The following is a 13523-nucleotide window of genomic DNA, read 5'->3' as shown; positions in this document are numbered from 1 at the left end:
CGGCGGCCTGGCCTGTTGCCTGTCAGGCTGACAGGTTCAGCAGTGCCGCTTCAATGGCTGCCGCCGTTGCCAGCGGCTTCTCCATGGGGAACAAATGACTGCCGTCAAGCATCATGATGCGGCCTCGGGTGACTTTCTCGGTCATCGTCATGCCGACCTGGTTCATTTCCGCTGACTGACGTCCGCCAATAAACGTGACCGGGCATTTGAGCGGGTGCTGTTTGATCAGGCGCTCCAGGTTGTCGGGCAGCGTGTTGTAAATGGCCGTTTCAATGTCGCGGTCAAAGCTCAGCAGGCGCTGACCGGCAGCGTCATGCGTGCCGTGTTCAATGTAGTCACGCAGCACCTGTCCGTCCCAGCGGGCAAAGGCCTTTTTACTGCGGAAATGCGCCAGAACTTCATCGCGGCTGAGCCATTCGTGCCGGCGCTTGCGGCTGATGGCGCCGGGTGAAATCGAGCCCACCAGCTGAGCCCGTTTGGCCACGCTGAGCGCGGTGGCACGCCAGCCCCCCAAAATCGGCGAGTCGATCATCACCACGCCCCTGACGGCTTGCCCGCCCAGGGAGGGGTGACGCGCGGCGCACATCAGGCTTAAAAAGCCGCCCAGCGAATGGCCGACCAGAAAAGCCGCCTGGCCTGACTTTTCGACCTGCTCACTGCTGAAGTCGGCGAGTTGCTGAACCAGATTCGGCCAGTTGCTGGTGACCGGGTAGCGCGGGTCATGGCCGAATTTTTCAATCGCCTTGACCTGGAAACCCCGGGTTTTCAGGCTTTGCAGCATGACGTTGTAGGTGCTGGCCGGAAAACTGTTGCCGTGGGAAAAAATAACGAGAGGTTTGGATGTGGAGGGCACGTGTGTAGGTAAGGGCACTGCAGCGCAGCGCAGCAGCTTTGAAACCCTGGAGGTAAAAAAAGGAATGAAAGGTCTAAATCAGTTTCTCTTCGGCCGTGCTGATTTTTTTCAGAACGGCATGGCGGGTGGCGGGCATTTTCAGCGGCGTTTCAGTGTGGGCATCGTCCCAGACCGGGTCTTCAATGCTGTCGAATACTTCGCGCAGTTTTTGGCCCCAGCTGTTGTGCATCATCTTGTAGTAGGGATTGTCGTGGTCGATACAGACTATTTTTTCGCTCTTGAAGCTGTCGGCTTCATAGACCACCAGGTCCAGCGGAAGGCCCACCGACAGGTTGGACTTCATGGTGGAGTCCATTGAGACCAGCGCGCATTTCGCGGCCTCGGCCAGCGGTGTTTCGGGCGTGATGACGCGGTCCAGTACGGGCTTGCCGTACTTGGACTCACCGATCTGGAAATAAGGTGTCTCGTCGGTGGCTTCAACAAAGTTGCCGGCCGAGTACATCTTGAAAAGGCGCATGCCTTCGCCGCGAATCTGGCCGCCAAAGATCAGCGATAGGTTGAAATCCACCTCGGCGTGCTTCAGTGCATCGGCGTCGCGCTCGTAAACGCGGCGAATGGCCGAGCCCAGCACACGCGCGGCGTCAAACATGCTTTTGGCGTTCCAGATCGTGAGCGCCTCGACGTGTTCGTGCTCCTTGAGGTGTTCGACCTGCAAAATTTCGCGCACCGACTGCGAGATGGACAGATTGCCTGCCGACAGCAGCACCATGAACCGGTCGTCGGGTTTTTCATAAACGATCATCTTGCGGAAGGTGCTGATGTTGTCCAGGCCCGCGTTGGTGCGCGAGTCCGACAAAAAAACCAGTCCGGCATTGAGTTTGACAGCGACGCAATAAGTCATGAGGTGATGGGGAGTGTTTGGGAACATGGGTGCCGGCTTTCAGGCCTCGAGCGAGAGTTTTTTCAAACGATACAGCGCATCCAGCGCCTCGCGTGGGCTCAGCAGATCAGGGTCTATGGTATCCAATGCCTGGTCGGAGGCGCTTTGCGCTGGCCCGGCGATTGGTGGAGGCGCGGCAAACAGGTCCACTTGCGCATGCGCCTGGCTCTGCTGGGTTTCCAGCGCGGCGAGCGCATGGCGGGCATGATTAAGTACCGCCGCTGGAACGCCAGCCAGCTTGGCGACCGCAATGCCGTAGCTCTTGCTGGCGGGGCCGGGCTCGATGTGGTGCAAAAAAACGATGTTCGTGCCGGATTCGACCGCGCTGACATGCACGTTGATGGCGCCGTGGTGCTGGGCCGGAAACTCGGTCAGCTCAAAATAATGGGTGGCAAACAGCGTGAAAGCCTGCGCCTTGTTGTGCAGGTAGGCGGCAATGCCGCCGGCCAGCGCGAGGCCGTCGAAAGTGGAGGTGCCGCGGCCGATTTCGTCCATCAGCACCAGCGAATGGGGCGTGGCGGCATGCAGGATTTGCGCGGCTTCGAGCATTTCCAGCATAAAGGTTGATTGCGCGTTGGCCACATCGTCGGCCGCGCCGATTCGCGTGTGAATGGCGTCAATCGGCCCCAGCCGGCAACGGCTCGCTGGCACAAAGGAGCCCACGCTGGCCAGCAGCACGATCAGAGCGATCTGGCGCATATAGGTCGATTTACCGCCCATGTTGGGGCCGGTGATGACCTGCATGCGGCTTTTGCCGGTCAGATTGCAGTCGTTGGCAATAAAGGCGCCGCCGCCTGTTTCGGCCAGCCGCGCTTCCACCACCGGGTGCCTTCCCTGTCCGATGTCGATGCAGGGCTCCCTGACAAAGGTGGGCGCGCACCAGTTCAGCGTCAACGAGCGCTCGGCCAGGGCGCACAGCACATCGAGCGAGGCAATGGCGCGCGCCAGCCGGCTCAGGCTTGGGACGAAGTGCTGCAGCTGGTCGAGCAGCTGCTCGTAGAGCCACTTTTCGCGCACCAAGGCCTGCGCCGAGGCCGACAGGGCCTTGTCTTCAAAGCTTTTCAGCTCGGGCGTGATGTAGCGTTCGGCGTTTTTCAGCGTCTGGCGGCGGCGATAGTCGTCAGGCACCTTGTCCAACTGGCCCTGCGTGACCTCAATGTAAAAGCCGTGCACCTTGTTGAACTGCACGCGCAGGTTGGCAATGCCGGTGCGGGCTTTTTCGCGGATTTCCAGGTCGAGCAGAAAGCCGTCGCAATGGGTCTGGATGGCGCGCAGCTCGTCCAGCTCGGCATCACAGCCGTGGTTGATGACGCCGCCATCGCGAATCAGCGCGGCCGGTTCATCGAGGATGTACTGGCCCAGCAGGCCGGCGCAACCGGCCGGGGGCTGCAAATCTTCGAAAATATCGGTCAAATAGGGCTCTAGTCCAGTACTTTCGGTCACTAGCTGCTCTGATTTTAGTAGCGTCTGCTGCAACGCCAGAAGTTCGCGTGGCCGCACCTGCCGCAGTGCAATGCGGGCGGTGATGCGTTCGACATCGCTGCAACCCTTGAGCCGGGCGCGCAGGGTTTTCTGCAAACCGCTGCGCAATTGCGTGATTGCCTCCAGCCGGGCTGCCGCCTGGGCCCGGTCACGTCGCGGGCTCAGCAACCAGTTTTTCAGCGCCCGGCTGCCCATGCCGGTGGTGCAGGTGTCCAACAGCGAAAACAGCGTGGGCGAATCCTCGCCGCGCAGGGTTTGCGTGAGTTCGAGGTTGCGCCGCGTGGTGGGCGGCAGCTCGATCAGCTCGTCCGGACGCACCACCTGCAGGTTCTGTACGTGGGGCAGGGCGCGGCCCTGCGTGTGCTCGGCATAGCCCAGCAGCGCGGACGCGGCGGCATGCGCTTCGCCCAGACCTTCGGCATTCCAGGACGCCAGCGAGGCCACCTTGAGCTGCTCGAGCAGGCGACGCGCGCCCAGTGCTGCGTCAAATTGCCAGGCTGGGCGTGCGCTGGCGGCGCAGCGCTGGGCTTTCAGGCGCTGCTCGAAGGCGGGTGTGACATCGACGTTGTAGAGCAGCTCACTGGGCGCAATGCGGGCCAGCCAGGTCTCCAGATCATCGTTGGCGCACTGGGCCAGATGGATCTCGCCCTGCGTGACGCTGAGCCACGCCAGGCCGCAGGTGTTGCGCGCGCCCTGGTGCACCGCCAGCAGAATGGATTCGGTCTTCTCGCTCAACATTTCGGTGTCGGTCAGCGTGCCTGGGGTCACCACACGCATCACTTTGCGTTCGACCGGGCCTTTGGCGGTGGTCACGTCGCCGACCTGCTCGCAAATAGCCACCGATTCACCGAGTTTGATCAGTTTGGCCAGATAGACTTCGAACGAGTGAAATGGTACGCCGGCCATCACCACGGGCTGGCCGGCTGACTGTCCGCGCCGCGTCAGCGTGATGTCGAGCAGGCGCGCGGCCTTTTCGGCATCTTCAAAGAAGACTTCATAAAAGTCACCCATGCGGTAGAACACCAGCGTGTCGGGGTACCCGGCCTTGATGCCCAGGTACTGCTGCATCATGGGCGTGTGCGCGGCCATCGGGGCTTCAACGAAGGGTTGTGAAGCATTCTCTTTTGACATCAATGACTTACGTGATCACAAAGAAGTCGCACACAAAAAATGTCTGCCATTTAAATCTATTCGGTGCCTGACTTATTTGATCAGGGTGGCTTGAAAAAACCGTTTGTTGACGGGCACTTACGGAATTCCGACATTGTCGATCATCCGATAGGATCATGAGAAGGGACAAAAAAATTAGTCGAAAAGGGGAGTGTGGGGGGACCAAGACCGAACTGTATGGGGACTTCCCAAAAACAGTCCCCCTTTTACGCGAGGCGGTCTATCAAAGTGTTGAAGAAATTCAAGAATTCTTTTGAATTCAACAACTTGATAGAGAAAATCCCATCAAGATTTCGTATTGGGGTTTTTTCACTGGACAAACCGACGAATTTCAAATCTCTTATGAAACAGCGCACCTCTAAATCGCTCGCTTAAAAAGGTTATTGCAACCATTCGCTTGTCAACGAACGTTTTCATCGTCGTCATTTGCGGTGCCTTGCCAATTTGGAAAGTAGGTAAGACGATACAGAGCCTACCAGCTCGATGCTCGCCTTCGCCTCATCATCTTTGAGTGTGGGCAGCCACGGGCGCCCATGGCCAGTCCCTTCCTTGTTGCGAAGCCGGTTTACGGCAATGGCCGCTTGGAACAGCCCACGCTCTAGGCCCTTGACCGGAGCCTCGCCAGCCTGAGCCGGCAATTCAGGGACGGCCAAATCGAGAGCGATGAATGCCATGCCAAGCAGGCTATGGAAATTTGCGCCGCTTGGATAGACGCCGTTTACGGTTTGCAAAACATGGGCGGCGGTCGCCTCCAGCAGGTCTTTGCCTGTTCCCGCCAAGAGAGCCGCGTCATGCGCCCCCTTCTGAGCACGGTCAGCGTAGGCCCTCAACGCTGCCGTCAGCTCGGGGCCTTGCAAAGCGGAGAGAACCTTTGGGCTGATGGAGCCATCGGAGGCAAGCAAAAATCCTTCGGTGTCGAAGGCGTTCTTAACATTGGCGATGGCCTCGGTGCCAACGAAGTTTGGGGACCCTTCACGGAATCCGCCGCATGCGCGGACCTTTGCCAAGATCGACGCGATTAGGGCGGAGCCGGCCGCCGCGTCGTCTGTCAACGCTGCATGTAAGACCGCTCTAACGCGTTTGGCTTTGCCAACGGTCTGGCCCTGTCGCTTTGGGTCACTGGCGGTGAGGCCTGCTTGCGAGACATAGAAGTCGATGTCGGAATGGGTAGGGTCGCGGTATTCACCGTTAGACTTGGAGTCGTCAATGAGTTGTGCGACAGCGGCGATGACCGTGTCGGTCAGAGGGAGAGCCACAGGCATGGCTACCTGTCGATCGCACTGCAACTTGGCGATGTCGTTGCGAGGTGAATGAAAATCATCGGGCGCTCCTCTTTGTTAACCTTTGACAGATATTACAAGAGGCGACGGACTCCATGGACACGCGGCTAGCACCGAGTGACTGTTCGCGCATGCGAGCCGTTAAGATACAACGATATCAGGGCGCCCAGCTCGATGCACTTCTTTAGGATCGCACAATGAACGATGATGCCAAACTTGTCGAATCGCTCAAAACCATCGCGAGCGAATACTGGCGGCCCGATTCACCGATTTATCTCAGCAACGTCCCCAGAATATTGGTGAAATTGTTGCCTAATTTCAGGGAAATTCTCGGAGAGCGAACGCTAAAGAACTTCGCGAAGGCTACCGAGGCTGGTGGGGCATATTGTGTGATCGAGCATCCCAGACAAGGCATTTCAATTTTCAGCTGACGACCGGGCTCAGTCTGCCGTTCCTGTGGAATCGGGTGATCGTTCATTTAAGACTCGGGCGAAAACGCTGGATTTCTTTGCATGCCTGGCTCATCTCACTGAGCAAGAAAGGGCACAGGTCATAGTCCCAACCGCCATCTTGGTCAAGTTGCTGCAAACGTAATGCGAATTCTTCTGTGTCTCGTATCGGACGATAAATCCGTGCGCGATGTGGTGAATTCCGCGAAGAGCGAAATTGTTCCCCACACCTATCGCGAAACAGCTGAAGTCAAAGCAATTGGCCCCAAATTCGACGTGCGTGCGGTTGAGTTTGGAAAAAATTTTGCGATCGAGCGATCCATCCTTGCTGAACTAGAGCGTTGGGATGGCGTTTGCCTGCTCACCGATAACTTAATGAAGCTTTCGCAAAGACTTCGAACCTCTTGCTTTGTGGGCAAGATCGACCCCAATCTGGAATTGACGGAGGTGATAGCGATCACGGTCAGGGTGCTATCGAACTACTTCCGTGTTCTGCCATACATGCAGGATAAAGGAAGCATGCAAGCGCTTGCGTTGCCGCTAGAAAACTTCGATGCTGACGAACTCCGGGAATTGATTGCTCTTTTCGCTCAGAGCGGCGCAGACAATTTGTTTTTCAGAAATTTTCAGAGTTTGTTCGCGAAGCTGCGGAAGCGGCATATGCCTCGGCGCCCCAAGAACGAATATAAAAAACACTATTTCCAAGACGACCAGAAAAAGCATTTCGATTACGGGCCCGAAGATCATGGCCAATTCGATACGGCTGGGCCCCACACGCCACTTTGCGAAATTTCTGGCAATTTCCGCTTTGGCTGGAAAATTCCAACCAAATATCATTTCAACATGATGAAGGCATCTAAGAAAGGCACCTACATCGATGGCAATTTCCCAGGCTGCCACAACCAGATAATCAATATACCCGGACAGACGCATGTGAACATCTTTGCCAACGACTTTCACAAGCCGAAATGAATAAGCGGGCCCAATTTTTAGTTGGGGTCCCGCTTTTCGGCTAGTGGCATAACTTCACTGTTTCGGTTTACGGTCGGCCTTCCGAGCTTTTTGTGCTGGATTAACAGCGCTCTCATCGGTTTAGCATAAACAGACACTACCTGCCACTTCCGAACTAGAGATCTAGTGCGTTATGGGTAAAGAGTGCGAACATAGCCATTTGAGTCTAACACTCGCATCGACCGGCGTCAAATCCTAGCCTTGCGAGGGTTCACAGGACTTAAGCAGCTAAGAGACGTGCAGGCATGGCAACGAAGGTTCAACTTAGAGGAGTGAAGGCGGGTATGCACGGTCTTGCTCAATAGCGTCAATCTTGCGGATGTCGATAGTGAACTCGGATTCGCCCAAGTAGAGCGAGTGCTTCGAGGGGCCGGCGATGATCGCGGAGACCGGAACGTCGGAGCGCAGGACCACGCCGCCCTTGCTGACAGCATTGAGTCCCTTCGCGAACATCTCGGCCGTCTCTTGTTTGTCGGTCCATGCGGTGCCGATGCGGCCGGCCTCGAAGCGGTCGATGTTCTCTCCGCGATACAGAACCATGTCGGAACCCTGGTATCGGGGCAGCCAGACCCAGAGCATGTCGATCAGCAGATCGTCGTCATCCACGAGCTCGCGCAGGTAGTGGTGGCAGACATGCCACTGGGTATGGAAGTGCTCCGCGAGCTGTTTTGACGAGGGCGGAAGACGTGCCAAATCGCGGATCAAATCACGCCATTCAGCCTGATGTTTTGGCCTGTCGGGGCTGCGAAGAAAGGGCCCGAATTCCTTGCTGGAAAGGACGTGCGAAAGCAGCGTTGGATAGGCCGCGAGGGCCGCTTTGTCGCGCGCTGTGGCGCCGCCAAGCGCCGTCATTTGTCTACACGATCGCTGGGGATCATATGGGGACCAAGAGGGCGACTTATCGCTGAATATCTAGTATTCATGCGCCTTTAAAAGTCATGCGCGGGTAGTGGACCATCATCGGCGTATGGTTTGAAAACTTCGCGCTTTTAGCCTCTTCTCCTCTGGTGTAATCATTTACAGAAGTCACTTTAGCCCTTTTATCTATCGTCCCGTAGCGCCCCGAGGCTCCCTCTGGCAAACTCCGCCAACTTTATAAAATTGAGCCAAAAAAGAGCCAAAGATTGCTTATCGAGCCATAGTGGTTGCAAATTTGGCGGAGCGGGCAATTTCAAGTCCCTCGCTCCTTGTGGAGTGAGCGATGAAGCTTACCTTGACCACCAAAATCGTCTTCAAGATGACCGCTTGGACCATTCCCCAGCCGGGCACGAAGCCGCAGGACTGGGATGAATACGACCCAGATCGCCATTCGCCAAGTACCAATTATCTGGTATGCGACACCCACAAGGATGCGCCGCCCGGATTCGCGGTGCGGGTGGGCAAAAAGGCCTCGGTTTTCCTGGTTGACAAGATGGTCAAGGGACAGAAGATGAAGATTCCCATGGGGCTCGCGCGTGGCAGGAAGGGGGTCGAGCCGGTGATGAAGTTGGCAGTGGCCCGCGAGAAAGCATGGGACTTGATCAGGATCGCCAAGGCCCATGGCGCTAATCCTAAGGACATCGAAGAGCGCATCGAAGCCGCAGAGCTGACTCTTGGGCAGGATTTCGCTCGGTATGTGAAGCATTTGAAGGGTCGCGCCGAGCCCAATTCGATCTTATCGGTGGAGAAGGCCATTGACAAGCTCAAAGACTGGAATGGGCGTAAGGTGGGCATGATCACGCCAACCGAAGCGGCGGAGCGGTTCGACCTGCACGCGGTTGACAAAGGGCATAGGACGGCAGCCGAGGCCATGGGGCGTTGGGCCACGGCGGCGGTGGCCAAGGCCATTGAATTCGAATACCACGCGGCCCACGGCGAAAGGCGCGCGCCGTCACTGACCTATAACCCCTTCACCATCCTGAAAACCGAAGAGAAGTACCGGACCAACAAGCAGCTCGAGCGCGATTACAAAAAGAAGGGTATTCGGAATCCGTTGTCGTTCGAAAATACCGTGGGTCCTTACATCAAGGCGGCGTGGGAATACCGGCACGTAAATCCAATCGCCTGCGACTTTGTGCTGCTGACGATGCTTTGGGGTATGCGGCGCGGCGAGTCATGCACGTTCAAATGGCGCGATCGCATCACCGGCGAGCAGTCGGCGGTCGAGCGTTAGGTTGACATGGAAAACAAAGTGGCCTTTGTCTTCGATGTCAAGAATCTCATGGATCATTATTTACCCATTGGTCCCTGCGCATTGGAGGTTTTGAAGCTGCGCTGGGCCGAATACGATAAGGACCAGGTTTGGGTGTTCCCGGCGCAGTCGCCGAATAACACGAAGGGGTACCACTCTGATCCAAAAGTGGCCTTGGACACAATTTGAGACAACGCGGAAATCAAAATCGTCCGGGGGCACGACTTGCGGCGCACGTTCGGCGCGGCCTGCGAAAAGCTGGGATTTTCGGACCGGCAAACCAAGCGGATGCTTGGTCACGTAACGGCAGGCGGTGAATCGGTCAACCGGTATACCGAGGCTGAAATGGTCGACATCGCTGACCGCATGCGGCGCGTGGAGGAGCTATTGTTCTCGAAGGCACCATCGGTCTACAACGCTTTGCGACCCAAGGGAGCTCCACGCATGACTGATAAGGAAGACATCGTGGCGTCAGCCAAGCCGGTGAAACGTACTCGCAACTCCAAGTTGGTCACCTAGCGATGGAAGGCAGGTACCGGCGGAATGACAGCTTGGGAGAACTCAGGGTATGACATTGAGTCCCTACGGCATGTTCATGTGAAGGAGCTGTCTGCACAGAGTACGCAAGTGCAGGGCTTTTCAATTCTGGATGTTCGGTCGCAGCAGGAATGCGCAAAAGGCCACGTCCCCGGCGCACAGCACATCTTTCTGCCCGAACTTCTAGGTCGGCAGGAGACATTGGACAAGATTAAACCCATGGCCGTGTGCTGCGACAGCGGCTATCGGGCGTCTATTGGGGCCAGCCTCTTGCAGTCGCACGGATTCGAGGTGTCGAACGTGCCCGGAAGTTGGCAAGCTTGAAAATCTAATGTCCCTGTGGAACTCACTGAGGTTGCCGGCAAAGCTGGCTAGGCCACACGCACCGCAGGTGGTGGCGGTACTGCGACGGGGCATTAACGGCTGCATGAATACCGGGGGCGAGCCATTCAAGCGTGTCCTTCGAAGGGCGTGGACACCGACTTTGGCATCCCCCAGTCCTGCGCAATGCCGGGGTTGTCGTTCACGCCAGCCAGCTGCGGCACATTGGGCGTGTGAAGTTGACCAGGCCTGCTTTGGCGTAAGTACTGTTCAACGACGTCCCAGATTGGCGCACCGTTTGTCTTCGATGACGATGCGCCGACACCCCATCGGGCAACCTTGTAGGATTTTTCGGCATCGATCGGTTGCCCGTTCAGGCGCATGTTGCTGATGCGAGCGCCCATGTCGGCAGCGGGTTCGCAGGTGTAGGTCAGTCCACCCGTTCGCAGCATGTCTCCGCCCTGGTGTTGATAGGGATCGTCATTGAACAGCTTGTCGCTGAGTTGTTCGAGCGTCCTGCGGATCTCGGCGCCGGACATGTGGGAGACCCAGGTGTCAGGGTAGGTGATCGCGGTTTGTGCCATCAGGTCTTCACGGGTGATGGTCTGCCCAGGCAGCAGGGTCGTGCCCCAGCGGAACCCGGGCGAGAAAGCGATCTCGGCGTCCATTTCCTGCATCAACGCCTGAACGATCAACTGGTCCCAGGAGCCATTGAAGTTGCCGCGCCGATACAGCAGCTCAGAGTTCTGCGCCAGCGGTTCCCGCAGTCGCGCCTCGAACGGCGCGCGTACGCGATCTATTGTCGTTTGCATCGTGAGGTCTGCAGGAAGGAGCTCTGGAAATATTGGAAGAAGACGGTAGCGCCAGTCCGCGACGCGCCCATGCCTAACGTCGAAGTCAACGACCGCGAGGAACTTGCCATGTGATCCGGCATTCGTGACGATGGTGCTGCCGCCCGAATTGGGGACGATGCTCGGCACCGGCACACCGTCGTGCGTATGACCACCCAGAATGATGTCGATGCCGCGGACACGCGATGCCATCTTCAGGTCGATGTCCATGCCGTTGTGCGATAGCAGGACAACAACCTGGGCGCCGCTGGTGCGAACCTTGTCGACCAGCGCCTGCAGCCGCGCTTCGTCGATACCGAAGGTCCAGCCAGGCGTGAAGTGCGCACCGTTGGCCTGAGGCGTGTAGGGAAACGCCTGACCGAGAATTGCCACCGGAATACCGTTCTGCTCCCGAATCACCGCCGGTTCGAAGACTGTTTCGGCACCATCCTGGCCGACGATGTTCTGCGCAACGAATGCAACGCGGTCCTTGAAGTCATTGCGCACAACGTGAAGCACGCGCTCGGCACCATAGGTGAACTCCCAATGCCCGGTCATCACGTCGACACCAAGACCGAGCGAGGCCTCCACCATGTCCTGACCCGCAGTCCACAACGCCGTCGCCGAGCCTTGCCAGCTGTCGCCGCCGTCAAGCAGCAGGGTCTTGGGGCGGTCGCCCTTCAGCCGCTTGATAAGCGTGGCGAGATGCGCGAAACCACCAACCTTGCCATACGTGCGAGCCGCCGCCTCGAAGTCTAGGTGTGTGAAGGCGTAGGCGTTCCGGCTGCCGGCTTCAATGCCATAGGTACGAAGTAGCGGGGCGCCCACGAGGTGCGGCACCTTGCCCAGCGCGCGCCCGGTGCCGAGGTTGATGCTGGGTTCGCGGTAGTAGATCGGCAGTAACTGAGCGTGGCAGTCGGTGAAATGCAACAGGTTGACGTTGCCGAAAGCCGGAACGTCGTAAAGCGCATCGTGTTTCAACAGGGGGTTGGAAGCAGTTGCGAAAGTGTTCACTGTGCGATCTCCGTGTCTTAAAAGGTACTTTTTTATGCCTGCTGTGCCGTGAGCAGCATGTAAACAATCATGGCCACACACATCATCGTGACCATCGCTGTGACGACAAACATGAGGCGCCGATCGGGGCGCACGACGCCGCTTTCGATGGCGCGATTCACAACGTCATAGCGCCACGCCGCCAGCAAGGCCAGCAAGCCACCCAGGGCCATGATGCTGACCCCGATTAGCATCGAAGCACCCGAATGGTGTACCTTCACCCCGGGCTGCAGTTTGGCGGCCAACTCGTTCAACCAGACACTGAACTTCGCTACCACGAAGCCCAGGCTGATGACGGCGATGGATGTCCTGATCCATGCCAGAAAGGTACGCTCGTTGGCAAGGTACTCGGTCGCGCGCCGTTCCACCATCGGTTTTCTTGCGTCCAGTATGGGATCTGGTGACCTGCCTGCCATCGGTCACCACCGCCCTTTTCGACTGGCGCGTAGCAAGGCGATCACGGTGCTTTCGTGCCTTACACGTAAGGTTTAAAGCCGTAGCTGGCGAAGATCCGCAGCGATTCGGGCGAGCGGATGAAGTCCAGCCAGTCGCGCGCCGCTTGCGGGTGCGCCGCGCCCTTGACCGCCGCGCCTGCGTAGATCTCGGTAGTGTTGTGTTCGGACGGAATCGTTACAGCGGCAAGCGGATGACCAGCTTGAGACTGGAAGGCGACTTCCGACTGCCAGGTTACACCGGCGTCGACCTTGCCCTGCATGATGAATAGCGGCGTCTGGCGATGGTGGATTTGCGTCAGCACTGCCGAGCCGGACTTGACCTTTTGCTCATAGACCATGGACTTCAGCGGCTCACCGCCGGCTTTCAAGAGTGACGCCTGGATCTGCCGGGCAACTCCTTCAAATTCTGGGTTCGGCATCGCGAGCCGCACGTCGGGCCGTGCCAGATCAACCAGCCCGGTGATGTGCAGCGGGTTGCCTGCGGCTACCATGATCGCCAGCTCGTTGGTCACGTAAGGCACTGGCGGCCCAGTTAGCACGCCATTCTCGATCTGTGCTCTCACCGCGTTCAGCCCTGCGAAATAGGCATCAGGTTTTACCGTCCAGGTCATGTTACCGACCGTGATCGTACCGCCGTTGGCCATTTGTTTGGTCAGCAACCCGGGAGGCAGCGTCTCAAAGTAAATGCGCCCTTTGTAATGGGGAGACTTGGCCTCAAACGCCTTCACCAGCGGCGCCATCGTGAAGAACGAATTGCCGCCATAGTAGATAACGAGCAGCGGGTCGTTCAGGTTGCCGTGGAAGTCTGCCAGGTTGTCGGCCTCATGTACCGTGAACTCGACGCCCTTGTTTAGCGCTGGATTGTTCGCGCCATGCTGCCATGGTGGATACACCGGATCAGCCGCGGTGGCCAAAGGCGTATGGGCAATGAGTGCAAGCGCGGCAGCGCAGACCAGCGACCACATGCGTATG

At 57.8% G+C, this 13523-nt stretch carries 13 protein-coding genes; 5 read left to right on the top strand and 8 right to left on the bottom strand.

The genetic code is table 11. The features are described from left to right. Positions 1–22: 22 nt before the first annotated feature. The 4 genes from HHJ19_RS12740 to HHJ19_RS12725 form a co-directional block, all read right to left on the bottom strand. Entirely contained in the window at positions 23–853 is an 831-nt protein-coding gene (locus HHJ19_RS12740) for an alpha/beta hydrolase (RefSeq protein ID WP_296907991.1), read from the bottom strand. Between the two features lie 73 nt (positions 854–926). Then, the gene (locus HHJ19_RS12735) at positions 927–1754 is read right to left on the bottom strand and encodes a proteasome-type protease (RefSeq protein WP_296907988.1); all 828 of its coding nucleotides are present in this window, start codon (positions 1752–1754) and stop codon (positions 927–929) included. Positions 1755–1793: 39 nt separating this feature from the next. Further along, positions 1794–4406, bottom strand: coding sequence for a DNA mismatch repair protein MutS (gene mutS / locus HHJ19_RS12730; RefSeq protein ID WP_296907985.1), 2613 nt, complete (start codon positions 4404–4406; stop codon positions 1794–1796). A 461-nt stretch (positions 4407–4867) separates the two neighbouring features. Continuing rightward, the gene (locus tag HHJ19_RS12725) at positions 4868–5707 is read right to left on the bottom strand and encodes an abortive infection family protein (RefSeq protein WP_296907983.1); all 840 of its coding nucleotides are present in this window, start codon (positions 5705–5707) and stop codon (positions 4868–4870) included. Between the two features lie 215 nt (positions 5708–5922). Here HHJ19_RS12725 and HHJ19_RS12720 point away from each other — a divergent pair, with 215 nt between their 5' ends. Further along, positions 5923–6156 carry a hypothetical protein gene (locus tag HHJ19_RS12720; protein ID WP_296907980.1) on the top strand — a complete coding sequence of 78 codons (234 nt, stop codon included), beginning with the start codon at positions 5923–5925 and terminating at the stop codon, positions 6154–6156. 201 nt (positions 6157–6357) lie between these two features. Further along, positions 6358–7146, top strand: coding sequence for a hypothetical protein (locus tag HHJ19_RS12715; protein ID WP_296907977.1), 789 nt, complete (start codon positions 6358–6360; stop codon positions 7144–7146). A gap of 303 nt (positions 7147–7449) precedes the next feature. Here HHJ19_RS12715 and HHJ19_RS12710 read toward each other — a convergent pair whose 3' ends face one another. Then, positions 7450–8037: a hypothetical protein gene (locus HHJ19_RS12710; protein ID WP_296907974.1), complete on the bottom strand. Its 588-nt coding sequence runs from the start codon at positions 8035–8037 to the stop codon at positions 7450–7452. A 361-nt stretch (positions 8038–8398) separates the two neighbouring features. On the opposite strand from HHJ19_RS12710, the gene HHJ19_RS12705 reads away from it, so the two are divergent. The 3 genes from HHJ19_RS12705 to HHJ19_RS18065 all read left to right on the top strand — a co-directional run bounded on the left by HHJ19_RS12705 (position 8399) and on the right by HHJ19_RS18065 (position 10216). Next, positions 8399–9337, top strand: coding sequence for a hypothetical protein (locus tag HHJ19_RS12705; RefSeq protein ID WP_296907972.1), 939 nt, complete (start codon positions 8399–8401; stop codon positions 9335–9337). Positions 9338–9580: 243 nt separating this feature from the next. Beyond that, the gene (locus HHJ19_RS12700; protein ID WP_296907969.1) at positions 9581–9874 is read left to right on the top strand and encodes a hypothetical protein; all 294 of its coding nucleotides are present in this window, start codon (positions 9581–9583) and stop codon (positions 9872–9874) included. A gap of 24 nt (positions 9875–9898) precedes the next feature. Continuing rightward, positions 9899–10216, top strand: coding sequence for a rhodanese-like domain-containing protein (locus tag HHJ19_RS18065; RefSeq protein WP_366929406.1), 318 nt, complete (start codon positions 9899–9901; stop codon positions 10214–10216). A 125-nt stretch (positions 10217–10341) separates the two neighbouring features. Here the strand turns inward: HHJ19_RS18065 and soxB are convergent, their stop codons facing one another. The 3 genes from soxB to HHJ19_RS12685 all read right to left on the bottom strand — a co-directional run bounded on the left by soxB (position 10342) and on the right by HHJ19_RS12685 (position 13516). Further along, a complete protein-coding gene (gene soxB / locus HHJ19_RS12695; protein WP_296907966.1) occupies positions 10342–12057 on the bottom strand; it encodes a thiosulfohydrolase SoxB in 1716 nt (571 codons plus the stop codon). Between the two features lie 32 nt (positions 12058–12089). Further along, complete coding sequence (locus tag HHJ19_RS12690; RefSeq protein WP_296907964.1) at positions 12090–12467, bottom strand: DUF202 domain-containing protein; 378 nt, start codon at positions 12465–12467, stop codon at positions 12090–12092. Positions 12468–12571: 104 nt separating this feature from the next. Next, positions 12572–13516 (bottom strand): substrate-binding domain-containing protein, encoded by a 945-nt coding sequence (locus HHJ19_RS12685; RefSeq protein ID WP_296907961.1) that lies wholly within the window; start codon positions 13514–13516, stop codon positions 12572–12574. Between the last annotated feature and the right edge of the window lie 7 nt (positions 13517–13523).

The sequence above is a fragment of the Polaromonas sp. genome (genome assembly GCF_012927415.1).
Taxonomy (GTDB): domain Bacteria; phylum Pseudomonadota; class Gammaproteobacteria; order Burkholderiales; family Burkholderiaceae_C; genus Polaromonas.
The sequence above is the reverse complement of the archived record's forward strand: the minus strand, read 5'-3'. Positions and strand labels throughout refer to the sequence as shown.

Bases quoted from the DNA above. Each gene is read 5' to 3' on its own strand.
- HHJ19_RS12735 (WP_296907988.1), bottom strand. From the start codon at position 1,754: ATGACTTATTGCGTCGCTGTCAAACTCAATGCCGGACTGGTTTTTTTG.
- mutS (WP_296907985.1), bottom strand. From the start codon at position 4,406: ATGTCAAAAGAGAATGCTTCACAACCCTTCGTTGAAGCCCCGATGGCC.
- HHJ19_RS12725 (WP_296907983.1), bottom strand. From the start codon at position 5,707: ATGCCTGTGGCTCTCCCTCTGACCGACACGGTCATCGCCGCTGTCGCA.
- HHJ19_RS12720 (WP_296907980.1), top strand. From the start codon at position 5,923: ATGAACGATGATGCCAAACTTGTCGAATCGCTCAAAACCATCGCGAGC.
- HHJ19_RS12710 (WP_296907974.1), bottom strand. From the start codon at position 8,037: ATGACGGCGCTTGGCGGCGCCACAGCGCGCGACAAAGCGGCCCTCGCG.
- HHJ19_RS18065 (WP_366929406.1), top strand. From the start codon at position 9,899: ATGACAGCTTGGGAGAACTCAGGGTATGACATTGAGTCCCTACGGCAT.
- HHJ19_RS12690 (WP_296907964.1), bottom strand. From the start codon at position 12,467: ATGGTGGAACGGCGCGCGACCGAGTACCTTGCCAACGAGCGTACCTTT.
- HHJ19_RS12685 (WP_296907961.1), bottom strand. From the start codon at position 13,516: ATGTGGTCGCTGGTCTGCGCTGCCGCGCTTGCACTCATTGCCCATACG.